This window comes from Sphingobacterium thalpophilum, from assembly GCF_901482695.1.
In the GTDB taxonomy this organism is placed as follows: domain Bacteria; phylum Bacteroidota; class Bacteroidia; order Sphingobacteriales; family Sphingobacteriaceae; genus Sphingobacterium; species Sphingobacterium thalpophilum.
Window position 1 is genome coordinate 5,813,185 of record NZ_LR590484.1, and the last position, 24,461, is coordinate 5,837,645.

17 protein-coding genes are annotated in these 24,461 nt (G+C 42.4%); 3 read left to right on the forward strand and 14 right to left on the reverse strand.

The features are described from left to right. Positions 1–68: 68 nt before the first annotated feature. The 5 genes from FGL37_RS24795 to FGL37_RS24815 all read right to left on the reverse strand — a co-directional run bounded on the left by FGL37_RS24795 (position 69) and on the right by FGL37_RS24815 (position 10,011). On the reverse strand, positions 69–2,246 hold the full coding sequence (locus tag FGL37_RS24795; protein ID WP_028068617.1) for a hypothetical protein: 2,178 nt from the start codon (positions 2,244–2,246) through the stop codon (positions 69–71). 22 nt (positions 2,247–2,268) lie between these two features. Beyond that, positions 2,269–3,081, reverse strand: a complete 813-nt coding sequence (locus FGL37_RS24800; RefSeq protein ID WP_028068618.1) for a DUF3823 domain-containing protein — start codon at positions 3,079–3,081, stop codon at positions 2,269–2,271. A gap of 87 nt (positions 3,082–3,168) precedes the next feature. After that, complete coding sequence (locus FGL37_RS24805; protein WP_028068619.1) at positions 3,169–5,229, reverse strand: RagB/SusD family nutrient uptake outer membrane protein; 2,061 nt, start codon at positions 5,227–5,229, stop codon at positions 3,169–3,171. 118 nt (positions 5,230–5,347) lie between these two features. Next, positions 5,348–8,527, reverse strand: a complete 3,180-nt coding sequence (locus FGL37_RS24810; protein ID WP_037532192.1) for a SusC/RagA family TonB-linked outer membrane protein — start codon at positions 8,525–8,527, stop codon at positions 5,348–5,350. A gap of 17 nt (positions 8,528–8,544) precedes the next feature. Next, complete coding sequence (locus FGL37_RS24815) at positions 8,545–10,011, reverse strand: glycoside hydrolase family 76 protein (protein WP_037532196.1); 1,467 nt, start codon at positions 10,009–10,011, stop codon at positions 8,545–8,547. A gap of 463 nt (positions 10,012–10,474) precedes the next feature. Here FGL37_RS24815 and FGL37_RS24820 point away from each other — a divergent pair, with 463 nt between their 5' ends. Then, complete coding sequence (locus FGL37_RS24820; protein ID WP_160169457.1) at positions 10,475–12,877, forward strand: Kelch repeat-containing protein; 2,403 nt, start codon at positions 10,475–10,477, stop codon at positions 12,875–12,877. 82 nt (positions 12,878–12,959) lie between these two features. Here FGL37_RS24820 and FGL37_RS24825 read toward each other — a convergent pair whose 3' ends face one another. The 5 genes from FGL37_RS24825 to FGL37_RS24845 all read right to left on the reverse strand — a co-directional run bounded on the left by FGL37_RS24825 (position 12,960) and on the right by FGL37_RS24845 (position 16,946). Next, positions 12,960–13,718: a YoaK family protein gene (locus FGL37_RS24825; RefSeq protein ID WP_028068623.1), complete on the reverse strand. Its 759-nt coding sequence runs from the start codon at positions 13,716–13,718 to the stop codon at positions 12,960–12,962. Next, positions 13,702–14,202, reverse strand: a complete 501-nt coding sequence (locus FGL37_RS24830; RefSeq protein WP_037532198.1) for a hypothetical protein — start codon at positions 14,200–14,202, stop codon at positions 13,702–13,704. Before FGL37_RS24830 ends, FGL37_RS24825 begins: the two co-directional genes overlap by 17 nt. After that, positions 14,189–14,704: a hypothetical protein gene (locus FGL37_RS24835; RefSeq protein ID WP_028068625.1), complete on the reverse strand. Its 516-nt coding sequence runs from the start codon at positions 14,702–14,704 to the stop codon at positions 14,189–14,191. The genes FGL37_RS24830 and FGL37_RS24835 overlap by 14 nt, the downstream gene beginning before the upstream one ends. Positions 14,705–14,835: 131 nt before the next feature. After that, on the reverse strand, positions 14,836–16,194 hold the full coding sequence (locus tag FGL37_RS24840) for a HAMP domain-containing sensor histidine kinase (protein WP_028068626.1): 1,359 nt from the start codon (positions 16,192–16,194) through the stop codon (positions 14,836–14,838). An 11-nt stretch (positions 16,195–16,205) separates the two neighbouring features. Further along, on the reverse strand, positions 16,206–16,946 hold the full coding sequence (locus tag FGL37_RS24845) for a response regulator transcription factor (RefSeq protein ID WP_232048773.1): 741 nt from the start codon (positions 16,944–16,946) through the stop codon (positions 16,206–16,208). A 300-nt stretch (positions 16,947–17,246) separates the two neighbouring features. Here FGL37_RS24845 and FGL37_RS24850 point away from each other — a divergent pair, with 300 nt between their 5' ends. Continuing rightward, positions 17,247–18,083 carry a cold-shock protein gene (locus FGL37_RS24850; protein WP_138097074.1) on the forward strand — a complete coding sequence of 279 codons (837 nt, stop codon included), beginning with the start codon at positions 17,247–17,249 and terminating at the stop codon, positions 18,081–18,083. A 144-nt stretch (positions 18,084–18,227) separates the two neighbouring features. On the opposite strand, the gene FGL37_RS24855 is transcribed toward FGL37_RS24850, so the two are convergent. Next, positions 18,228–19,511 carry a Gfo/Idh/MocA family protein gene (locus FGL37_RS24855; RefSeq protein ID WP_028068628.1) on the reverse strand — a complete coding sequence of 428 codons (1,284 nt, stop codon included), beginning with the start codon at positions 19,509–19,511 and terminating at the stop codon, positions 18,228–18,230. 124 nt (positions 19,512–19,635) lie between these two features. Then, entirely contained in the window at positions 19,636–21,300 is a 1,665-nt protein-coding gene (locus FGL37_RS24860) for an FAD-binding dehydrogenase (protein WP_028068629.1), read from the reverse strand. Positions 21,301–21,599: 299 nt separating this feature from the next. On the opposite strand from FGL37_RS24860, the gene FGL37_RS24865 reads away from it, so the two are divergent. Beyond that, positions 21,600–22,583 carry an aldo/keto reductase gene (locus FGL37_RS24865; protein WP_028068630.1) on the forward strand — a complete coding sequence of 328 codons (984 nt, stop codon included), beginning with the start codon at positions 21,600–21,602 and terminating at the stop codon, positions 22,581–22,583. A 108-nt stretch (positions 22,584–22,691) separates the two neighbouring features. Here FGL37_RS24865 and FGL37_RS24870 read toward each other — a convergent pair whose 3' ends face one another. Together FGL37_RS24870 and FGL37_RS24875 are read right to left on the reverse strand one after the other, a co-directional pair. Then, on the reverse strand, positions 22,692–23,678 hold the full coding sequence (locus FGL37_RS24870) for a Gfo/Idh/MocA family protein (RefSeq protein ID WP_028068631.1): 987 nt from the start codon (positions 23,676–23,678) through the stop codon (positions 22,692–22,694). Positions 23,679–23,698: 20 nt separating this feature from the next. Then, the gene (locus tag FGL37_RS24875) at positions 23,699–24,190 is read right to left on the reverse strand and encodes a YdeI/OmpD-associated family protein (RefSeq protein WP_028068632.1); all 492 of its coding nucleotides are present in this window, start codon (positions 24,188–24,190) and stop codon (positions 23,699–23,701) included. Positions 24,191–24,461 lie beyond the last annotated feature (271 nt).

A 24,461-nucleotide genomic window follows, 5' to 3' on the forward strand; every position in this document is an offset into this window, starting at 1 on the left:
GCCCAGATGCGAGAGCCCATATCAACAAACGATATGGGCTCTTCACATAAAGTAATTCGCTAAGTTATTCACCATTTTATATCCACCTGCACCCCGTCCGGATTGTTCTCAAATCTCAGCAGATAAGTATTTGTCCTCGCATCCCAATCTGATTCAACGAAAACATCTTTGTGGTCGACAAGTAAGCTTTTTGGTTTTCTCGGCAACAATATACGTGAAATATTGGTTGTGTTAGCTGGGCTTTTGGCTAAGAAAGCATAATGCCCGCTGTTCCATACTTCATTATAAATACGACTAGCCGAGGCTAGCACCTGTGGTTTCTGTTTATCTACAACCCGATCTATGTTGACAAACAGGCACTGTTCGTTGGGTTGAACCTTTTTTGAAGTAATGATGGGCAGGTTGGGGTCAAACAGGTCTATTAAATTTCCTCTGACCTCGTACGGCTTACTGCTAACGCTTTCATCCAACACAGCGATCAGATCATACACGCCACGGGTTAATGTAAAATAGTTTTTGAATTGCAATTTTTCGGATTTTCCCTGAACGTCATAAAGCTGTTTTACCAGATCGAGTAATTGCCCACTGTTGTTAGGTTTGACAACAAATTCTTTGGGATCAGCACGTAAAATATGAAGTGTGCCTTTTCCATAACGGTAAGTTCCCTCTTTTGGCATAGCAGACACCCCCATTTTTTCAAATAAGTGATCAGAAGGGCGTTGATAGTGATTGCCCTTCGTATTCCACCATTCCTGTACCGACTGAAATGGATCATTGTCAGTACCGCAATATAAGAGGATGCCCCCATTTTTAACCCAGTCTGCAATATGCTGATGTGCTTCTGCTGCCAGCGGTTTCATATTTGAATAGGACATTAGCAGAATTTTCGTTTCAGCCAGTGCATTCTTTACCCCTATATTTTCCAGGTGCACGGTATTCACAGGAACCCCATTCTTCAGCAGAGGAAGAGCAAGGCCATAAAAGTTAGCTAACTGCGGATCGTCATAATCAGCATGGGAGGGAAAGCGCTGGAACATCAGCGAGTTGGCCAACAATACACTTATTCCTGTAGAGCCAGACACTTTATTGGCAGATTTTGGCATGTTAGTTAAGCTATTGATCATGACCTGCATTTGCGTTGAATAATGTCTAGGTATTTTCTCTTTTTGGTCACTATGGGGACTGGTTTTATAGAGACCTTCATAGATCCGCTCGGGCCAGGGCATCACTTCATAATTGGCAATATTCGGATAGAGCAGCTGCGCAGTGAAGGTCGCCTGATAGTTTTTTTTATAATCTGCCCAATCCCTTGGCCAGTCTTCAATTGGATCCGTAAGGAAAAACATTTTACGGCCAGTGGGCGCAGTCATTGATTCCATCGCACCATACTCCAAAAATGCAGTTTCAAAAACTCGTTCCCTGGCTATTCCATTAAAGTAATTTGGCTCCCGCGAAGTACCTGTCCACACCTGCGCGATATAACCATCCACACAAGGTAAGGTAGCCAAGCTTGCCTCTGGACTGACAATCATCCATTGCGAATAATTGATCAAGGAATGTGTCGGCACATAACATTTTACATCCATTCCTTTGGTCTTTCCATAGGCTTTTGCATAAGTAAAGACCTCCTTGAGCGCATTTAAATATAAAGCATACTTTAGTTTATTAGACAGGTATGTATTTTCAGGCGATTCATGCTGTGGACGCCAATCGAACCCATAAAATTTCCTCCATTCTTTTTTGAAGGCCTCGCTGTAGCCTGCCCGGGCCCAAAATTCGGGTTCTTCCATAAAGATAGCGTTAATCCCAGCATCGATGACCCTTTTAATATGCATCTCTTTGATATATTTCAGGTAATTATCGGTAGGTACGATATAGGGTACCATGTGACCATGCCAGATAGTATCGCCTTTTACATCGACCTGCCCCTCGTCCAGGTGCATTTTTCCATCCCATTTTCCGGTAAAGTAATCCTGATATTCGCCCCAGGCAATGCCGGTCATAAAATGGGTAATGTATCCCCGGTCGCGCCAAGATTTCACCCTTTGCTCAAAAGGAACCTTTCGGGACTTATCTGAGGGATTGCCTCCTGTTCCATAAATCATGACCGCGTCCGCGCGGTTATCGATTGTTGGCCTCCATTCACGCGAACTTTGAAAGGTTGTCTTTACAGAATCCTTTTCCTGCGCTGAAGCAGTTGCAGCGATCAGCACCAAGAGTGTCAGTATATTGATTTGTTTTATCATCCTTCAATACTCCCGTTTGCGTTTAAGGTATATCTACACGTTTTGCTTCGTTATAATTCCATCGGCGTGTTCCCGTCCCTCGGGGTGTATCGTAGTTAATACGGGATGCCGCGCGAACAAAGACCGTTCGGCCAGCAGGGATCTTACCTGTAGATTCTATCTCGATCACCTGCCCCAGCTTGGCGTCAAAACTATCACCACTATATTCTATTTTGCTGGACCAACGTTCGTCACGTGCTCTATATCCCACGGAGGAGGAATAACTAACGAACAGCTGAATATCCGTAACATTTAAAAAATCGTCATTATAACTTCCCATGGGTTCGATCTTTTCACGGAAAAATGCCTCAGATACTGCACGGGTAACCCGAACCTTCGCTTTTACTTTTCCATCTTGTACAGTAGGCTCACCCACCCATTCCACTTTAAGGAAGGGATGAACTTCCATTTTTATCTCATGGGAACCATTCAGCTCCATGTTCTTACTATCATCTGACAGCACCTTTCCGTCCATATCGGTCCGTACCAATGGAATAAAAGGGCCATCTACCGTGATATTATAGTTACCCTTGAATAACTTGGTATTTTGGAACGTACCGTCAGGCATACAGTAAAAATCTGGGTTGTGTTCGACATTATTTCCCCAGCTCAGTTCAGTCAGACGAACCCTGATCCCTTCACTTCCCTGGTCTGTCAACACGGGCTGGCCAGTCTGTGCATCCACTACCGTTCCTTTTAACGTCACGGAGGGAGCTTCATAATTATCCGCCTCAAAAAGACTGCACGAACTTAACATACCTATTATGCCCAACGTGCCTAAAATATATTTTTTCATTAGTTGTATACTTAAAAGGTTCACACTTTATCCATTCATAAGGAGCTGCATATATTGCGATGCTCCACATTTTGTGGTTATTGCTGTCTAGCGGTTAGGCTGTTGATCAATAACCGCACTTTTCGCTACTTCTCCGCCAGGTATTTCAAAATAATAATCAACAGGCGTATAGCGAAATGTCTTTGTACTTACCCATTGGAAACGTGCATCAAAAAAATATTTTCCTGTCGCGGTAGAGAAGAAAGGATAAAGTCCTCTGAATCTGAAATTTTCAGTATTACTATACAGGTTTTTATCCTTTTGTTTGCCCCAGAATCCATCTCGTCCTTCGAAATGCAATACCCGCCAACGCCTCAAGTCCCATTTGGATTTGTGCTCAAATGCAAGCTCCTTGCGACGTTCTTTCCTAACAATATCTCGCCCTGTGTTATCGCCCGAAATTATCCCGGTAAGTAGCTCGGCCCCCGCACGCGAACGGATTTCATTGATAGCATCGGTAGCGGTCTGCAACAAATCGCTGCCATCCGCGGGACTAACCCCTAGCATTTTCAGTTCTACCGCCGCTTCCGCAGCATTTAGCAATATCTCCGCATAACGCATCAATATAAAAGGTTGGTCTGACTTCCCCTCACCCACTTCTTTTGCAGGATTGGTATTGAGCCATTTACGAACATAGAAACCTGTCAAAGTCGCCTCGCCATTATCAAAAAACGGTCCTTCGTTTCCAGCAGCATTCATTTGTTGTCCGTTGTAATCCACTTTTTGCTGACCGCTTCCGTCTCTAGGACTTAAATACAACGTCTTAGGTGAACCCGAGTAGAGATTCAATTGCTGATACCGCGTGTCCGCTGTGGCGTAGGAATAGTCTGTAAAAAATGGTTTAACGGGAGCTGCACCAGTATAAACACCCGCTCGTATATCCATCCTGCGCTCTTTAAAGATGTCATCAGGAAAGATCACATAAGCCCGTAGCCGAGGCTCTGCATTTTTAAAGAAATCCATGGGTTTGTCATAGAGGATGTATTCTCCCTCACTATTGCTCTGCCCGGTCGTTACTTTCACTGTTCCATCAGCATACTTGTCAAATCCATCAAAAAGCTCTACAAAATCAAGAGTAGGACATGTGCCCGCTGAAAGTGGAGATCTAAATGTGAAAGGCGAACTGAATGCGTCAAAACTATGTGTTAGCGTCGGATATACATATTCTTTCACGTAGATGTTTTCAGGACTGCTCAAGTCGCTGAACATTTCCACCATATTTTGGTACTGGGCTTCCCTATCGTTCGCTACCCATTTCTTTTTATATAAGGAGTAACTACCCTCCGTCATAACCCGCCTGGCAGCCGTATAAGCCTCTGAAAAATATCTTTGGGCAGCCCCTTTTGCAGTACTTGCATCAAAGCCGATAACCCGCACCCCAGTCTTTCGTCCAAGGCCAGTCAAACGGCCGGAGACAGTTTCATTGTATTTGGCTACACTTCCCGCATAAAGCATGGCTTCGGACTTGAAAGATAACGCTACGAATTTATTGGAATATCCCATTTTGGGGCTTTTGGGCATCATTAACTTAATAGCCTCGTCGTAATCTTTCCCTATCTGATCCCAAGTCTCTTCCTCCGAAGCACGCGGTACCTCCAGATTGTCCGCGGCATTTGGATACTGTAAAACCTTAGTGACCAGCGGTATACCACCAAACCGTCTCGCCATCGCATAAAACACGGTAGCACGAACATAGTATCCCTCGCCTAAATAGTGGTTGTACAGTTCTTCAGAAAACTTGTCCTTATAGTTGGGGATGTTTTCGATTAGGTAATTCGCCTCCCGGAGCAATTCAAATGCTCGTCCCCAATAGGCTGTCCGTTCACCTGTAAAAGAGGTGCTGATACCATCACGGGTCACCGCCTCTCCTGTTCCTTCAATACCCAAGGCACCTAGCCAACCATTAAATTCGATCCCCCATTGGGCCATATATTTGAAATCCTCAAAAGGCATTAAGCTGTACATTCGGGCCATATATATGTCCATACCATCGGTTGTATTAAACAGATCTGGATCTGTAACCACATTTTTTGGTGTAATATCCAGATCAGCACATCCGGTAAAGCCGGCTGCACTCATTAATGCTAATATGATAAGTATCTTTTTCATCTAGTTATTTTTTTAGACTGATGAGAACCTGCTGTGACATGAAATCGCTAACGATCCGTATCCACCCTGTTCATCAGATTCATGCTCGTAAAATTTTTTTCAGTGTTGCCTGTTGCACCTAAAAAGTAAGCGATACGCCAAGTGAGTAGGTTTTATTCAAGGGATACATACGGCCTAAGTCGTCATCGGGATGTTCCGGATCCACAAAACGCACTCCTGTTATCGTGAATAAATTGTATGCATTAGCGTATACGCGTAAACGCATAGTAGACGAGGCACTTAGATTAGGAAACGTATATCCCAATTCGGCGCTCTTCAACCGTAAATACGCTGTACTGACGCGATTGAACTCGGAGTTTGATTTAGGATACCGACCTGTAAAAGCATAATACCCCTCCACCCATTCCGTTGCGGGATCATAAGGGTCTGCAGTAGGATCAACAGGATGCCAGCGATCCAGATATTGCTCTAATGTACCTCCACCGTTTGACCCCCAAATAGCATATAACGGTTCTTTGTATTCCATAGAGCCAAGGGCGGAGCCTTGGAATAGTAAACTCATATCAAAATTCTTATAGGAAGTCTCGATGTTCATGCTATAGTTGAGCCAAGGCGTCTGATCAAAAGCGAAAGGATGTTCATCCTGTCCATTGATCTCTCCATCACCATTCCAGTCCAAATATTTGTAATCTCCAGGTAAAACATCACGTTCTTTGTAAATCGGATAAGTCCAGATATCTTCCCAACTTTCGAATCTTCCAGCAGATTCATAACCAAACTGTATGCCTTGATATCTATTGTTGAAATTGTCATTACGCCAGCGATCGTAGGAGTTTTTATAGGGTCCATTCTGTACGGCTGTCAGGTACTTATTTCTAGTTACTGTAGCAATCGCACGAATATTATAAGCGAAATCATTGATCCGATTGCGGTGTTTCAGTTCTAGTTCCAAACCCATATGCCGGTCGCTATTCGCATTTTCCAGAGGAGCGGTTGCCCCGATCACAGTGGGCAGCTCGCTTGTCCGCCGTTGAAATAAGCCCGACCGGGTTCGTTCAAAATAATCTAAGGTAAACCCAAAGAGGCCATTCCATCCTTCAAAATCCATTCCCACATTAAAGGTTTTTGCTTTATACCATGTGATAGCCGTATTCGCAATGGGTTTACGGCTGACGCCTGTAATATACTTTCCGCCAAAGATATAGCCCGGTGCATAATGATTGTTATACCCGTTCTCGGCGTTGTCGCCGGTTGCTGGGTAGACGTATCCAGGCAACCAGCCAAAATCCCAATCAGGGAACTGATCGTCTCCGAGGACACCATAACTTGCTCTGAACTTTAGCTGATTGACAAAAGAAAGCTCTTCAATGGACTTGAAAAACGGTTCTTCGGACAACCGCCAACCTACTGAGGCCGATGGGAAGAACCCCCATTGATGACCTTTTGCAAAACGTGATGATCCGTCATACCGAAATTGAAATTCCGCTATGTAACGACCACCAAAATCATAATTTGCCCTTCCGAACAAAGCAGATTTAGCCTCGTCATAATAATCTGTTACTCCATTGTACATGGAGGTCATCTGTCCATTTTCTACACCTGCAGATAGTAGGTCGGTGGCGAATGCGAGATTTTTTAAACCATAGAAATTGTCTCCGTCATTCTTCTGTGTCTCCCAGCCAATGACTCCCGACACCTTATGCTGCCCCGAGAAAGTACGGTCATAGTTTAAGATAAATTGCCCCAATATCTGCTGCTTATCGAAAAACTCCCGTTTCATCTGATTGGGACTGCTTAGGTTATACAGTTTACGATCGTAGCCGCCCGTATTCTTGTTAAAGGCGTACTGATAATATTCTTTCCTAAACATCGCATTATTATCTGTACGATAATCATAACTGATCAATGCCTTAGCAGAAAATCCCCCGAGAGCCGGCGATATGTTGCTCAAGTCATAATTCAGGGCAGCAGATGATTGCAACGTTTTCTTTTTAAACTTCCGGTAGCCCGAGATATCCGAGTCGAACATTGCAAGTGTATTTTGTTCCAGATCGAGGCCTTCGTAATTCAGCAAGGTATTTTCCGGATCTGCATACGCGGGAAACAACATTCCCTGCTTCCAATAATTGCGTATGATATCCACTGAACTTGTATATGGGTTGTTTTGCTGATCGGCCATACCGCTGAGATTCAATTCTAATTTTAGTCCTTTAGCCAATTCAGCATTAATATTCGAGCGTAAGTTGTATTTATTATAGTTCAGGTCGCCCGATTTAAAAAAGCCCTGCTGGTAAGAATAGCCACCACCGATATAATATTGAATTTTATTACTTCCGCCAGAAATGCTAATGTCATGTTGTGTCTGGGGCGAGTATTTGGAAAATAACAACGAAGTCCAATCCGAAGAGCGCCGTGTACCGTTTCGGAAATCTTCAAAATCTTTTTCGGTATAGATCAGGCTACCACCATTGATATTGTTCATTGATCTTTCATTGTAAATAGTCATTGCGCTTATCGCATCCGCCAATACCGGCATACCGGACGGCTTTTGAAAGGTATAGGACCCATTATAGCTAATGCTGGTCCGCCCCTCTTTCCCCTTCTTTGTCGTTACCAAAACGACACCATTCGCCGACCGGACACCATAAATCGCTGCCGATGCATCTTTAAGCACCGAAACATCCTCAATATCAGCAGGGTTAAGTCGCTGAAAATCCTCTGCAGTACGTGGCACCCCGTCAATCACTACTAAAGGTGCACCTAATCCACGTACGTCGAAATTGGCACTATACGCACCTGGTTCTGCACTTTTTTGCCACACGCGAACTCCCGCCACCCGTCCGGCCAGCATATTCTGGGGATTCTCGTTTTTTGTCTGCCGCATTTCCGTTCCCTTTACCGATGCGACTGCTCCGGTCAACGATTGCTTTCTCTGCGTTCCGTAACCGACAACGACAACTGTTTCTAACTGTGTATCGTCGCTTTGTAACACCACATTTATTGTGGTCTTGCCCGCCGTAAGCTCTTCTTTTGCGTTAAAGCCAATCGATTTAAATAGAATCGTTTTACCCTCCGGGACCACAATATGGTAATTGCCATCCGCATCTGTCGTGGTCTCAATACGGGTACCAGCATTCTGGACTGAAACAGTTACACCAGCGATCGGTTTATTATTGCTGTCGAGAACTTTACCGCTTATGTTTTTCTGTTGGGCCCATCCGACAGACGGCATACCTAGTGCCACAAGCATCAGCAAGGAGCCAAGCCGCCGCCTTGTTTTCCCTATATCCTTTTTCATATTTATAATTGTTTGAGTTATTTTCTATTTACCGTATGATATTGCGACAATAGCGCATACTGTGTCGCATAAGCGAACATAAACATGCCCTCGATATTATTCTTGTTTTGATCCGCATACCAGCCTCCAAGCAAATCAGCTGGTAAAAATCCAGAACGTAAGAAATGGCGATAACCGTAGTCCAGATTTTGCTGGAAAGAATCCATAAACTTCCCGGTTTGCCCATACAACGGATAGATCTGGAAAAATCCCTTCAGCAACACCACGTTAAACCAATTGTTAAATCCGTCTGACGCATAGGTATAATGACCCGGAATTTGGCTTCCCAGCTTAGCAAAGTACTGGAAACTCGCATTAGCCAGTCTTTTGCCGTCTTCAAGGTAAACCTCGGATTTGGTCGCACGATACAGATCCGCAGCTCCTGATATCATTGTTCCGCTGTTATAGGAGAATGCTGTACCGACCGCTCTACGCAGCTGCGTATTTTTACGATATTTCTTTCCGTTGACCACTTCATAGGCAATTGTACAGTCCGGATAGCAATCTCCCATCATATCGTCGTACACGCCATTTTCGTTTAGTAAATGTTCTTTTTGCCACGCATAAATCCTTTTAGCAAAATCCAAATAAAAAGAGCTTTTCGGTACCATTTTAGAATGGCGTGTCTTTCTATCATGCGCATCAACGTAATTGTGCTCGACAAGGTCTGTTTTGTTTTTATAGATCTCGTGCAGCCATACCAGTGGACTAATCATTGGGCCATTGCTGCAGGCATGCTTGGTCACATACCCGGGGCCCCAAGGAATGCCTCCATTTTCCGCACCTTGATCATTTAGTGTACAATCCCAACCATCCAGTACATATGCAGTAAGGTATTCCGCTTCGTTGAGATACGCCTCTTTTCCTGTCAAGTGATACGCTTCAATCAGCTCGCGGATGAGCCACATCTGATCGTCATAAACGTTTAACACTCCAGTTACATTTGCAGCTCCTTTTTGTGCAGCGCGGTCTACCGCGTATACTGTCCAATCTCGTGTCTGTGTGAACGAAATTAGACGGAACGTGCCTAAATAATAAGCTGCATGATCATGTAGTTTATCTAATAATTGGACATACTGATCATAATATTGGTCGAATAGCACCTCGTTTCCCTGATCTTTTTGTAATTGAAGAGCACGGAGGATTGCATTTACAGCTTCAATCGAGGCAGAATACATCCAGACACTTGCTTTTTCCTCCGTGCGCATCTTTGTATCGGGATTATAAAAACGATGCATAATGTGCCCGTCTGCCGTAAAATAGACATCTACTGATCGATTCACCAGCTCCATGGCACGCATCAGGTTCTGATCTTGCGCCAGCGGATGTGCCGTATTCGTATTGACAAGTGGAAAAGGACAGACTGGCGCTGCATGACTATGCTGCACCAATATCATTGATAAGGAAGCAACAAGCGAAAATTGTAGCTTTTTAAACACTTTCATTTTAAGATTTCGATTTATAATTAGTCGAAGAGGGAGAACAAAGAGCCTCTCTATTCCTTCGCAAGGTAGCATCTTCTGATTAATTTTAGGGTTAAAACAGGGTTAAAAGACAGAAATAAAACGATAACCCGTAAGTCGGACAAACTGAAACAGAACTGTTGGGACGTCAACATTCAAAAATTGTAACATAGCTTTTATTTTACGTACCGCATTTTTTTGCATACTTTTAAATCCTGGAAAGATTGATAAGGGATTATACTAACCGTTACTTGACTTGATCGACAAGGATTACATTGTGGCATATTTTCTTTGTCAGCGATTATTGATATAAGTTTTTCATTGTGTTATGCGTTGCTGTGTACTATATTTTGTTGTTTTGCTTTTCATCCCGATATGCTCCTTATCACAGGGACTTAAATTTACGGGAGGCCATGAACCGATAGACAAGCGTACTTCCTATGACATGTTTGATAAAAAGGACGTCTCTTTCGAACAACAATTTACACTCTCGTTTCAATTATCGATTTATGGTTCCAATTCCTTAGGCAATATCTTCAGGGTTAAGAATACTGACAGTCATACAATCTATAATTTGTTCTACGACGAAGAAGCCGGAAATTGCATTTTTCGACTGAATGAAGAAGGTAAGAGCAGTTTAATCACTGCTAAAATCGATCAGCAGCTCTTGTTTCGTGAAGAATGGATTACTATTCAACTGACATTTGATCTGCAGCAGCAAGTATTCAAATTAAAAATTCAGAACCAGACTTTTCAGTCTCCTAAGGTCAGTCTGCCGAAAAGTTACCGTCCACATGTTATATTCGGGAAGAGCGACTATCTGATCGACGTACCTAAGATGTCCATCAAGAATGTTTCGATTGGCACCTCAAGTAATACGTACCTATTTCCATTGAAGGAAAACAAAGGCAATATTGTCCATACAGCGGATGGTTCTAATTATGGTTATGTTGTCAATCCAACTTGGCTGATTGTGGATTCGTATAAATGGAAAAATCTATTTATCAGCAAATCGCTCTCTCAGGCCGGATCCAGCTATAACCAACGTACCAAAGAGATTTATTATTTCAATCAGGATTCTATTGAAATCTATAATGTCAGAACTAACGAAAGGAGAAAAATTGCATTTGGCAACCCTTGTCCCGTAAAGCTGGTATTGGCAAACCATTTTATAGATCCATCGACGAATAAATTATATGTCTACGAACTTTTTTATCCAGCACGTTATCAGGGGCCTACCGTAGCCAGTTTGGACTTAACGCATTTTGAGTGGAAGGTAGAAAGCTATGATTTATTGAAAACAGAGCTGAATCATCATGGTACATTTTACGACATAGAGAACAAACTGTTCTATATCTTTGGTGGCTACGGCAATATGACCTACAGTAGCCAGTTCTACCGATACGATTTAGGTTCGGGCAGATGGGAGACTATCAATGACTGGTCGGGAGATAAAATTCTACCGCGGTACTTCTTGTCTGCTGGACAAACTTCAAATAAGCGGACAGCTTATATTTTCGGTGGTATGGGAAACGAATCGGGTGAACATATAGTCGGTCGAAAATACCTCTATGATTTCTACCAAATCGATCTAGACAACAAGAAAATCATAAAAAAATGGGATCTCCCGTGGAACGACAAGCACATTGTGCCAGCACGCGGCCTGGTATTTCCGGACAGCAACCATTTCTTTGCATTATGTTATCCGGAATATCTGACCAAATCAAATATTCAACTATACTGTTTTGACATGAAAGATGGCCGTTTTGACGTTCTAGGCGATTCGATTCCAATTTACTCGGATAAAATAAGTACGCATGCGCAGCTTTATTATGACCAGCAGCTGGGAAGGCTTTTAGTATTGGTACAAGAGTCAAAAGACGATATACAATCTACCTTAAAGGTATATTCGCTCAATATGCCTGCCATAAGCTTAAGCGAATTAAACAGTTTTCCTGCGAAAACGCGAAGTCTAAACACGCTTTTGGCCATTCTAATATTGTGTGGTGCTTTTGGTGTTACAATGTACTTTCTACGAAAACGGAAGCGGGCGTTAATCGTGGATTCAACAGAAGAATTTCAGCGCGCAGCCATGATCCCTTCAACACATCCTATAGACTCTTTTGCGGGGACTATAGACCATGAACCCAAATTAGCAAACGCAATCTTTCTATTTGGCGAATTCCGCGCTATTGACCGTAATAATAGAGACGTCTCTCATTTGTTCAGTACAAAACTAAAGCAGGCGTTTTGCCTGATACTATCACAGCCTTCTGGTATAAGCTCCCGGGCCTTTAGCCAAAACATGTGGCCTGATAAATCAGAGGACAAAGTAAAAAATTCAAGGGGTGTAACAATAAATCATTTAAGGAAGGCCCTGGGAGAATTTGAGGGAATCGAACTACTGTACAAGCAGGGAAAGTTCAGGATAGAGCATACAGATCCATTCTATTGCGATTATTTGGACTGCATTCGACTAACATCCGACTTCACCCGCACCTATGCAAACGAATTAATACAGATTATACAGCGGGGCAAGTTCTTACAGGGACTGGATCACCCCATATTCGACATGCTAAAATCGGCAATGGAACAGCGCTTATTACCGATTTTATTAGCGGAGCTGCAACAGACTGCCGCCGAACACCAGTACAAAAGAAGCGTGGCTATTGCACACACGATATTTTTATTGGACCCCTTAAACGAACAAGCTTTATTTGCTGAAATTAAAGCACTTATCAATGCTAATCAAAAGAGTCAGGCACAAATCAAATTCAGGGAGTTTTGTCTCACTTATAGACAAACTATGAATGAAGATTTTCCTTATAATTTTGACGATATAACATAAAAAGCTCTCCGAAAGCTAAAGCCCGGCTCCGCTTTTCGGATTGAAAGGCCCATCTTTATTGAACAGTTCGTCCCACAATGGTTTATTTATATGAAGTGGCAAGCAAACGCTCATGGCGTCTGACGAACTGTTTTTTTAGCGAATACAGTTTATAATAATCGTATAGACCGATGATCAAAAGCACGACACACACCACATAAAATGTCTTATTGGACAGATAGGCAAACGAAATACCGCTTATCAGACCGCCCAGCAGATATGCGCTTACGATGCTGAGCAATAAGTGGAATTTATCCACCAGAGCCTTGTTACTTCGATTTGATTCTTTGGTGAACATGGAGATCAATACAGCCAAATCGGTAGTTAGCCCTGTGAGATGTGTTGTCTTGACGACTGAATTGGATATACTGGCGGTTAGTCCGTTTTGCAAGCCCATAGCAAATAATAAGGAGCCTACCAGAATCTCCGTTTCTTTTAAGGAATCTTCGTAAAAAAAATCAAGGTATATTCCTACAAATAATATACTCAAGATTTCCAGTATTAAGGGAATTGAATGGGTCAAGTAGGAAGAAAACTTTCCCTTGCCATGGATGATAATCAAATTAGAAAGCATGCTTCCGATCAAAAATAGCAGAATCCAAAACAAGACCACTGCTCCCTGATACCAGTTTCCCTTGGCCATTTCCTGCGCGAAAACAGCATAATATCCTGTTACGTTGGAAGTAAACGAAAAAAATACAATGACAGAAGCTACGTTGACCATTCCGGCCGAAAATGCCGTCAATGCACCTAACTTAATATTATCCTGAATCGTTCTGTGGTTACTATATTTTCTTAGCATAATTTTCCTTTCCTCCTTTCTTCAATACGATCCGTGCTATTCCTTTGGTCTGTATGTCCAGATTCAGATGTAAGACCAGTTGATCTTTATCAAGTTTTTGGATGACAAAGCTTTCCACCAATTGGTTGTTTTTCCGAAGTTCCAGAATATGGCCCCGCCCTTTTAGAAACCAGTTATACTGCTTATCTTCGTGATACGCAATAAAATTTTTCTCGCCCATTTTTTCAAAATGCCACAAGCCGTCCTTCAATGGTGGCAAATGTGCGATTGCAGCATCTTTGATACGCTCATGGATAACCGCCTGTTTTTGAAATAGTGGTGACTTTTCGACCTTCTCGAAGTACCATCCCTGTTCTTCCCATTCACCTTCTAAAAGGCGTTCAGGATTTTCGTAAAACATGACCATAGACGTTGCTCCCAAGAGCAAAAACGTTAACAGTACAAAATTAAATCTCGCCAGTATTCTTCTTTTAATAGTTAACATACCACTTCTTGTTAAAAAATAAATCTGCTAAAACATTGCTTCCCGTTTTACTGATGCCCGCTCTTTCAACGATTGGAATATGCTTTGCTCTGCTTTTTAAGTGCAACAATGCCTGTGCAACATCAAAAAAATGTCTCGTTCTTTTTTCAAATTGATAATCCGCAGGAATTTTGACTTCATCGATCCGGGCACCTTTCAGATAATGTTGTAAGTAATTGGGATTGTCTGCCCCCAGAATATCCGCATAGATAGTGAGCTTGCGGCTTTCATACCGGTGACAGATCATCTGACAGGCTTTTAAAAAATCTTCGGACTGTAGATCATGGAGCTGATCCTCCAACGTGATACCTAATAATTCACTAATGGAAGTACTGCTTCTGTTGCCATAGACTAAGATCACATCAAGCTGCTCAGCTTTTGACTGCTCAATGCTCTCAATCACAAAAAAAAGTGAATCAATCGTAAAATCACTGGGAATCAAGACTCTTGTTGCTTTTGCCATATCCAATTACTTTTTGAACAAAGTTAAGGGACCCGCATGGCAACGGAATGAATCTAAAATTAGCTTTTGATTAGAATTCTAGGATACTTATTAAATGGAGATTAAAAAAGCAATAAAAGATTAAAATGGCGTTAAAATCGGAGATAAGTTGGCAGTTCTATTTCCACTACCGTACCTTCTCCCACTGTAGAATTAACTTTCAGTGTGCCCCCGTGGAGCTTAATAATATTCCGGGCCAAGGGGAGTCCAATACCATAACCATCGATTCCACTGGTATTAGATGCTCTAAAGTATGGGTCATAGATATGCTCTAATTCCGCAGAAGGAATTCCGATTCCTTTGTCCTTGATCAGAATAAAGACGCTATTATCCAAAGCGCCCAAAGCGATATAAGCAGTGCGGTCAGACGAATATTTGCAGGCATTACTTATAATGTTGGATAAGGCTAATTGGAGTAAGACCGCATTACCGTTCACTTTCAAACGCATACTATCATCGGGAAGCAGACTAAAATCTGTCACAATCCTGAATTTATCGTTAATGGCTTTTACCGTCAGCTCAGCATCCATTACGATCTGATCAATCCGTACAGGCTTAAAAGCCGTGGCGTTATTAACAAATCCTGTACGGGCAAGTAATAACAGTGCTTTAGTTTTTTTCTCCAGATGTTCCGCTGATTCGATAATCTTATACAAGGTCCGCTGGTATTCTTCCTTTGTCCTTTCTTTGGAAAGTGCCAGATCCGCTTGTCCAATAATAGATGTCAGGGGAGTATTCAGTTCATGTGAAGCATTACTGATAAAGTTTTTCTGGGTTTCGAATGACGTCTCCAAGCGTGTCAGCATACTGTTGAAAGTCAGGGCCAGATCCTGAAGTTCCCCTTTATACTTTTCTTCATCCAAACGTTTGTACAGATTCTCCGAACCGATCTGCTGCACTTCTTTCATCATGGTGAGTATAGGCTTTAAGAAGGACCGCTTCATAAATACTGAAACAACCAATATAAAAAGTATACCAAGTACCAAACTGATAATAAGCAAATTACGCAGGTACACCAGATGGTGCGTATAGAAATAGTTTTCTGCCGAAGCTCCTACAATATAGTTTTTGTTGCCTTTAGAAAAGTACTTTGTCGAATAAAACTGTTTGCCTGCTTTAAAATTTGATGTCCCCGCTTTATTAATTTTATCCCATAGTTCTGCATTGAACCCCTGACTCCTCAGGATATTTCCATGATCGTCAAATTCAACCAGAAATTCATGCTGGTTATTTAAGTTTTCGATAAAATCCAAGCTCCATTGATCCGTTTGCGATGCTGTACGGCTATTGAGAAACTTTTCGGCAGCAATATTCCTTCGTAGGTCAAGACGCTTATAAAAATCCGTAAAAGCAAAATTTGTTATCGAATAGAAGATAAACCCTACAAAGCAGCTGACATACACGACCAGAATCGAAATCAGATAGATAAGTTTTCTGTTGTAATTATGCATTTTAACTCTTTTCAGTCCTCAATTTTCAAGACATATCCCATCCCGATAACCGTATGTATGGCTTTTTTGCTTGTCACTCGCTCTATTTTTTTTCGCAGATAATTAACATACACATCAACTACGTTTGAGCCAATATCAAAATTAATTCCCCATATCTTGTCCAGTAGCTCACTTCTTTCAAACACCTTTTTCGGGTTCTGAATGAAAAGCAGGAGCAGTCGATACTCTGTACTCGTTAGGTTCAACTCCTCTCCCTCGCAGTACGCCACCTTTTTATAATCATCAATAGTCAGAAAACCATAGCGATAGATATCCTTTGAAAATTGCGGTTCTCGCTGTGAAGCTTGTACAATTGATTGCTGGCGGCGGATCAATGAACGTATACGCGCTTTGAGTTCAATGAGTTTAAAAGGTTTGGAAAGGTAGTCATCGGCCCCGTTATCAAGACCTAAGACCACATTTTCAGGTGTGCCGAGGGCGGTAAGCATCATGACAGGTAAATCTGTATATCCCCATTGTCTGATCTGCTTGCAAATGTCCAGACCGTTAGTACCCGGCAGAAGGATATCCAAAAGAACAAGCGCTACATCCTGTTTCGCCAAAAGCTGCTCAAGTCCTTCAGAGCGCTCTAAGTGAATCACTTTATAGCCCTCTTCGCCCAATCCCTGCATAATCAAATCAGCGACGTCCTGTTCATCCTCTACCAGAATAATCTTTAGCTCCTCCATATTCAGCATAATGTGCGATCCCATTTATTAACCAGCAATATAAACCATAAAAATACTGTTTTGATAGTATAGACACAAATCTAGCAACAAAACAAGTTATTGCCTCCGTGGTAAATCACAGTTATAGCTGACCTTTACCCATACTACTAGCTCGATGCTACTTTTTTCCGGCTCAATCGCCAGTACATTTAGATCGTTATTCACCGCGATGTATATCCTATTACCGTTGTATTTCATGCCGGAGGAAACTCTTTTCTTCTCCTCCTCATAAATAATTCTCTACCAGTGTTTAATAAAACCGATTAATTCCCTATCTTTACACTATTGAAACAAAACTCAACATCAGCCATGTTTATCGGCGCTGTCAAATGGTTCGACAACAACAAGGGGTTTGGTACCCTAGCGCTACCTTCCGGAGAGGAACTCTTTGTGCATATACGAAGGTTTAAAGAACCTCCAGAACATATCATTCAACCGGGGGAAGCCATCATAGGCGAAAGAAAGCCTGATCCCAGAAGAGGCGGTTACCTGGCTCAGAACTGCAGGATCCTCCATAAGCCAGAAGACTGGAGATTTGTTATCTCCCTTCTTGAAAAAGAACAGACTGTCCTTATTCCTGATAACCATGGACATCAACACAAGCACAACCTAACCTCGCTAACTGCAAGACAACTATTAAGGAGCCAACCTAAAGATCAAATTCCCCAAATGCTAACCTCCTATTTCGGTTACCACTTTAACAGTAGTATTTTCATCGCTTATGCCGAATTGCTGGAAAAAAGTATCACAGGGGTTTTTGAGAAGGAATTTGCGGCATCGTTATTAACGCAGATATTTGACTATTTTGGCAAACATGTTTCACATCAAATCCTCTTTCGTGTATGGAAAGAACGGATGTTCAAGTACTTAGGTTACGCTGCGGATGGCGATTATGAAATTCCAGAAGAAGTATTCAATCTCAACGCAACGGAGATCAATTACGAGGATTTGACAAGGATACAATATTACAGTTTTGGTACATCTTTTTGTAATGACTTTGCGGAAGCTTTATTTGATGATTTGGAAACTATGGACAAAGATGAAATCGAATCACTGATCCCCTATACCAGCTTTCTGGACAACAAAGATCGTATTGAGCGAATCCAGTTCATTTTGCAATGATCCACTGGATGATTTAACCTTCTGCTGCTACCGGCAGCTCACACCTATAAAGAATACCGAGCCGGATATGTTAGTAGCAGCTAAGCTGCTACTAACATATCCGGCACCTCTCTCATAGACTTATGTTTTTCTACAAAAACTGCATCATATGGTAGGTAGACGATATCCATTTTGATATGCCTTAGTTAAAAAGCTGTCGGCATCTCTATCATTGAATCTGCGGTTAGTTTTATCCCAGAACAATTTCTTCTTGCTTCGGTAGGCAATATTTCCCATTTGGGAAAATACAGCTATATGTGCGCCTGCTTCTATTGGCGCATGTAAGCCCGCACTGGATTTCTGCCGAACAGCCTCTACGAAGTTGACCATATGTTTTTCTAATCCATTATCTATTGAAGCCTGGAAAGAAACGGCATCCATTCTCCCTTTTTCTGGGATAACCTCCCAACCTTCCCGGTTTACAACCAAAGTGCCATTGTTTCCAATAAATGCAACGCCATGTGTTTTCTGGTATGGGCCAAGATCTATTCCAGTGGCTTGTTCCCACTGAACATTAAAACCATCAAACTCATACACCGTCGTTAAGCTATCGGGGGTTTCGGCAGCATCATCGGGATAGGCAAACTTACCGCCCGCAGCCATAACGGAGATAGGATCCGATACTTTCATACCGATCAGAGCATAATCCAGCATATGGACGCCCCAATCAGTCATCAGGCCGCCGGCATAGTCCCAATACCACCTAAAATTAAAATGAAACCGATTTGGATTGAAAGGTCTTTTTGGTGCTGGGCCCAACCATTTATCATAATGCACACCCGCTGGTACCGATGCATCCGCTTGCACAGGAATGCTTTTCATCCAACCTTGATAAGCCCAAGCTTTGACCAGACGAATCTTGCCTAATTTTCCACTGTGTACAAAGGCCATCGCATCTCTAAAATGCTGCTGGCTACGTTGCCACTGCCCCACCTGAACGACGCGCTTATATTTGTTTGCTGCAGCCACCATGATGTCACATTCGCGGATGGAATTTCCAATAGGCTTCTCCACATACACATCTTTACCAGCTGCTACCGCGTCGACCATCTGCAAGCAATGCCAATGATCGGGAGTCGCTATAATCACGACATCAACATCGGACGCCCGTAACAGTTCTTTGTAATCAATGTACGCTTTAACGGTAATATTTTGCTTTTTTAATTCAGCGACCCTGTTATTGAGTACATTTTCGTCTACATCACAGAGTGCAGTACACTGCACTCCCGGCACCTTTAAGATGGCGTTGAGATTGGCCCAGCCCATTCCATTGACGCCAATCAGCCCCACACGAATGTTTGTGGTCTGTAATCCCATGCCGTTAACAGGAGACAAAAGAACTGAAGCAGTCAACATTCCGGCACTTCGAATAAAATCTTTTCTTTTCATTGTTTTATTTGGTTTATGCTGATTAAATTATTTATATGTTATACATCCTCGACCGGAGGATACCAAACAGATTCGCCTTGTATTTTGCCAATCCGCAGTCTCCATAGCGAATATGCAGGTTGTTTTAATGATCGCCAATATATCTGCCGGCTTTCATTCCGGAAAATATACAGCCCCCGAGAAATGTCCCTTCCAGTGCACGATATCCATGCATTCCACCACCGCCAAAACCTGCAACTTCACCAGCTGCATACAAGCCTTCAATGACCTCATCCTGCGCCGTCAATACGCGGCTATCGAGATCCGTTTTAAGCCCGCCCAAGGTTTTCCGTGTTAAAATATGCAGTCGTACAGCAATCAGCGGTCCATTTCTTGGGTCTAGTATTTTATGAGGCTGTGCAACCCGTGCCAACCTATCTCCTAGATATTTCCGTGTACTTCGAATATAATTAACCTGAAAATCTTTGGAGAATGGATTATCCAATTCACGGTCCCGGGCCACAATCTGGGATTTTATATGCTCATAATCCAGCATGCCATCACCAGTAAGCTGGTTCATCTGTTTTACTAAAGCCTCTAGGCTATCGGCCACAACAAAATCCTCCCCTTTTTCTTTAAAACTCTCCACAGGGCCAGTAGCTTTCCTGCCAAACAGACGTTGTAGAAAGAGCCAATAGTCCTTATTGGTAATATCGGGATTTTGTTCCGAACCGGATAACGCAAACTCCTTTTTTAGGATATTCTGAGTTAGAATAAACCAAGAATAGCTGGATCCATTTTGCTGCAGGTATTTTAGCGTCCCCAAAGTATCGAAGCCCGGTAGATAAGGAGCAGGGAGGCGGTCTCCCTTAGCATCAAACCACATGGAAGACGGGCCTGGTAAAATGCGTATACCGTGGTCAGGCCAAATGGAGTTCCAATTCTGCACACCTTCAGTATAATGCCACATCCGGTCTCTGTTAATCATATGTGCACCCATTTTCTCAGCGACGCCGATCATTTTTCCATCGACATAAGCGGGTACGCCGGAAATCATCTTCAAAGGCGCTATCCCGAGCCGTGCGGGCCAGTTTTCTCTTACTAATTCATGATTTCCGCCAATTCCACCTGAGGCGATCACTATATGCGGAGCATAGAACGAAAACGATGAGATCACATTTCTGTTTGTGGCGACTCCTCTTTCTTGATCATCATCAGCCAAAATATCTCCAGATACACCTTTGACAGCTCCATTGCGACTGATCAGGTTTGTCACCCGATGCCTGAATTTAAATAGCAGCAGGCCTTTGCGCTCAGCCTGATAGGCTTTTTCAACGAAGGGTTTCACCACCCCTACACCGGTTCCCCAGCTTACATGAAATCTCGGCACTGAATTTCCATGGCCAGACGCGCTTCCATCGCCACGTTCCGCCCAGCCAACCATAAACATTAGTTTGATCCCAAGCTTAGCCAGGTAATCATATTTCTCTGCAGCAGCGAAATTTAAATAAGCTTCAGCCCACTGCCTCGGCCAATAATCTTCCGGCCGGTCAAACGATGCTGTGCTCATCCAGTCCTGATGCGCCAGATCAAAAGAGTCTTTAATACCCGTTAGGCGCTGCTGAGACGAATTGATTAAAAAAAGGCCACCGAAGGACCAATACGCCTGGCCACCAATATTTTTTTCGGTCTCCTGATCCAAAAGGAGCACTTTCTTGCCTGCATTAGTTATTTCCATTGCCGCTGTCAGTCCTGCTAAACCAGTTCCTATAATGATTGCATCGGGTTTAAATTGATCTACTGTCTGCATAGCTACATACTCGTCGATACGCTACGTAATCATCTATCAGTCACCTCTTCTCGTAACGCTATATCTTTTTAAATTTAATAGTTTATCCCCTCATACACAAATACAATCTTCGACCGATCGGGTAATTTGAGGGACTTCCCTCCTTCAATATATAATTAATATTATACATATATACAATTTAACTTATTTTAATTATAATTGAGATCGATTTAACTTTGTCTGCCGGGATTTGGACGAAATGTAGGGGCAGACTTCCGTGCACTAAACAATCTTAGAAACACAACAATTTAAATAAACAAATGGAATATAGAAAGTTAGGAAACACAGACTTAGAATTATCCACCATAACCTATGGTGCATTTGCAATAGGGGGAACTATGTGGGGCGGCAATGAAGCGAAAGATTCAGTCGCCTCAGTCAGGGCCTCTATCGATCACGGCGTGACTACTTTAGATACTGCCCCTTTTTACGGTTTCGGCCTGAGTGAAGAGATGATCGGACAGGCGATCAAAGGATATGATCGGTCACAGATTCAATTGCTAACCAAATTTGGTCTGGTTTGGGATGGAACTAATGAAGGAAAAGGTGAGTTTTTCTTCGATGCAGAAAAGGATGGGAAAACCATTCCAGTTTACAAATATGCATCTAGAGCCAGCATCATGAAAGAAGTGGAAAATAGTCTGAAAAGATTACAAACAGACTATATTGACCTTTTACAAATCCATTGGCCGGATACTACTACGCCTATTTCCGAAACAATGGAAGCGTTAGAATTGCTTTTGCAACAAGGGAAAATCCGTGCAGCTGGAGTAAGTAATTATAGCTTAGAGCAGGTCGCCGAGGCACAGCATTCGTTAAACATAGCCAGCAATCAACTGGCATACAGCATGCTAAATCGAAATATGGAGAAAGATATTGTCCCCTATGCACTTCAGCACAATTTAGGGATTATCGTTTATAGCCCCATGGAAAGAGGATTATTGACCGGCAAATATTTTGGAGATGGTAAATTAAAAGCAAATGATCACCGCAACGCATACTTCCAACAGTTTAATCTTGCCAAGGTAAAAACTTTTTTGGACACGATCAGTCCAATCGCGGCAGATAAGGGTGCAACTCTTTCGCAGTTAGTGTTAAAATGGACCACTTTACAGCCTGCAATAACAACTGTATTGGCAGGCGCCAGAAACGCTGAACAGGCTATTTCCAATGCACAATCAATAGAGATAAATCTCACAGCAGACGAATTGTCCCATATTAACCTTGCGTTGTCGCAGCTCTAGGAGCCCCGTCACTGATAAGCCATCCTAAATGCCTACAAAAAAGCTCGTGTGTGCTCCTGTAGGCGTTTAGGACAGCTTGACTATGTCTATCGTCGTCTTACTTCCGTACTATCTTATTTTCGAAAAGCAGTCCATAATTTTCATTAATTCAACAGCCTCTTCGATAGAAGCGGGATTGGGCCTGTTTCCCCTAAAAAATTCTACCGTACTGGCAATCATAGGATATTGAATGTGTTCCGGATGATCAAATACAATTTCTTCCTCCTGACCATTGGACCTGACATAAACGGAATCGCCAAACAATGAAAACCTGATTTTCCCCAAAGTACCTAAGATTTCGCAACTGTCCATATGATCATTTGCTGGTGCATTGAACCACCAGCTGCCCTGAAAGACCACTTGGTTCCCGAATAATATTGTTCCTGATGTATAATCAGCAACGGTATTCCGAGCATCGTGAACGAGACTAAAGCCTTCATAGAAAATTGCAGGACCAAAGAAATAAAGCATCAGATCCAATTGATGTGGAGCAAGGTCAAAAAAATATCCGCCTCCTGATATTTTGGGGTCTGTCCGCCAATTGTCCGCCCCCTTGGATACTAATTCGTGGTTGCGGCTCTGCCATAGTCGTAGCTGTACCGTCTGCACAGCTCCGATCTTTCCAGAATCCAGCCATTCTTTTATTTTAAGGAACATGGGCAGTTGTCTTCGATAGTGAGCCACAACCAGCTTACCTTTTGATTTTTTCGTCGCCTGCAATAATAAAACCGCTTCTTGAGCATTTAAGGTTACAGGCTTTTCCACGTATACATGCTTTCCTAAGTTTAATGCCAATAATGCATAATCAAGATGTGACGATGGCGGAGTAGCGATATAGATGGCATTCAATGCTGAATTACCGAGCATCTCGTCTACGTTTGCATACCAGTTGGCAATCTGATGTCTCCGGGCATAATCCTCAGCCAACGAAGCATTCCTACGCATGACTGCCAGTAAATGGCTACCCTCTACCTTACTAAACGCCGGGCCACTTTTTTTCTCAGTCACATCGCCGCACCCAATGATTCCCCATACTATCGTATTGTTATCTTTCATTTTATATTACAGTAGCCATTTTAATTTAGTCTTTTGCGCCCAACAAAAGTGTTTTTGCCTAACAGAAATCCAATCGCTTTTTCTATATTTTTCCGTCTGCTTTCCTCAGTTTTTAATTGCCCTATATAGCGAATGATTTCTTTCCTTACGGAAGGTGATAAATTGTCAAAATTATTTTTCGCCTGTACATTTTCTGACAAAGCCTCCACAAGTGCAGGATGAGGGCCTAAAGTTCGGTCCTGCGGATCAAATGCGACAGATAATTCGAGCATTTCACCTATACGCTTTGGAGAGCTTGGCAGCATGCCCATATTGATATACATTCGCCATTCACCCCGATATCGCAATAAAGTCTGCTTATAGTCTTTTCCATTCACTTGCCCTTTTATCGGAATACTTCCTTTGCTCCTTCCCGCATCGTTAAATAGCGCATGCAATATATCATTCGGAACCGATACAAACGGATTGATTCCTATAATATCTAATCTGGCTTTAAAAAAGTACATGCTCATTCTTCTATTTTATCCAAATAAACTCACCAGAGATGATGAATGCCACCTATTCAAAATAAGCATACCTTTCAATCCATTGCCTATTTGACATTGTATCGCAACAACACAGCTTGCCTATCCTGCTGTCAGTTTACCTTTGCAAATTACAAAACTAATTTGAAGAGTTGATATTCAACGTACAATCAATTCTTCAGACGCTATAAATAGATATGATCACAAATATTTTTCTATTTTTGATTGAATCAATCACGGAAAGTAAATTTAAAGAAGC

Excerpts from the sequence above, each read along its gene's own strand:
- FGL37_RS24800 (WP_028068618.1), bottom strand. The coding sequence starts at position 3,081 with ATGAAAAAATATATTTTAGGCACGTTGGGCATAATAGGTATGTTAAGT.
- FGL37_RS24825 (WP_028068623.1), bottom strand. The coding sequence starts at position 13,718 with ATGCTAAGAAAATATAGTAACCACAGAACGATTCAGGATAATATTAAG.
- FGL37_RS24795 (WP_028068617.1), bottom strand. The coding sequence starts at position 2,246 with ATGATAAAACAAATCAATATACTGACACTCTTGGTGCTGATCGCTGCA.
- FGL37_RS24855 (WP_028068628.1), bottom strand. The coding sequence starts at position 19,511 with ATGAAAAGAAAAGATTTTATTCGAAGTGCCGGAATGTTGACTGCTTCA.
- FGL37_RS24820 (WP_160169457.1), top strand. The coding sequence starts at position 10,475 with ATGTTTGATAAAAAGGACGTCTCTTTCGAACAACAATTTACACTCTCG.
- FGL37_RS24810 (WP_037532192.1), bottom strand. The coding sequence starts at position 8,527 with ATGAAAAAGGATATAGGGAAAACAAGGCGGCGGCTTGGCTCCTTGCTG.
- FGL37_RS24815 (WP_037532196.1), bottom strand. The coding sequence starts at position 10,011 with ATGAAAGTGTTTAAAAAGCTACAATTTTCGCTTGTTGCTTCCTTATCA.
- FGL37_RS24840 (WP_028068626.1), bottom strand. The coding sequence starts at position 16,194 with ATGCATAATTACAACAGAAAACTTATCTATCTGATTTCGATTCTGGTC.
- FGL37_RS24875 (WP_028068632.1), bottom strand. The coding sequence starts at position 24,190 with ATGAGCATGTACTTTTTTAAAGCCAGATTAGATATTATAGGAATCAAT.
- FGL37_RS24830 (WP_037532198.1), bottom strand. The coding sequence starts at position 14,202 with ATGTTAACTATTAAAAGAAGAATACTGGCGAGATTTAATTTTGTACTG.
- FGL37_RS24845 (WP_232048773.1), bottom strand. The coding sequence starts at position 16,946 with ATGGGATCGCACATTATGCTGAATATGGAGGAGCTAAAGATTATTCTG.
- FGL37_RS24870 (WP_028068631.1), bottom strand. The coding sequence starts at position 23,678 with ATGAAAGATAACAATACGATAGTATGGGGAATCATTGGGTGCGGCGAT.
- FGL37_RS24835 (WP_028068625.1), bottom strand. The coding sequence starts at position 14,704 with ATGGCAAAAGCAACAAGAGTCTTGATTCCCAGTGATTTTACGATTGAT.
- FGL37_RS24805 (WP_028068619.1), bottom strand. The coding sequence starts at position 5,229 with ATGAAAAAGATACTTATCATATTAGCATTAATGAGTGCAGCCGGCTTT.
- FGL37_RS24865 (WP_028068630.1), top strand. The coding sequence starts at position 21,600 with ATGGAATATAGAAAGTTAGGAAACACAGACTTAGAATTATCCACCATA.
- FGL37_RS24860 (WP_028068629.1), bottom strand. The coding sequence starts at position 21,300 with ATGCAGACAGTAGATCAATTTAAACCCGATGCAATCATTATAGGAACT.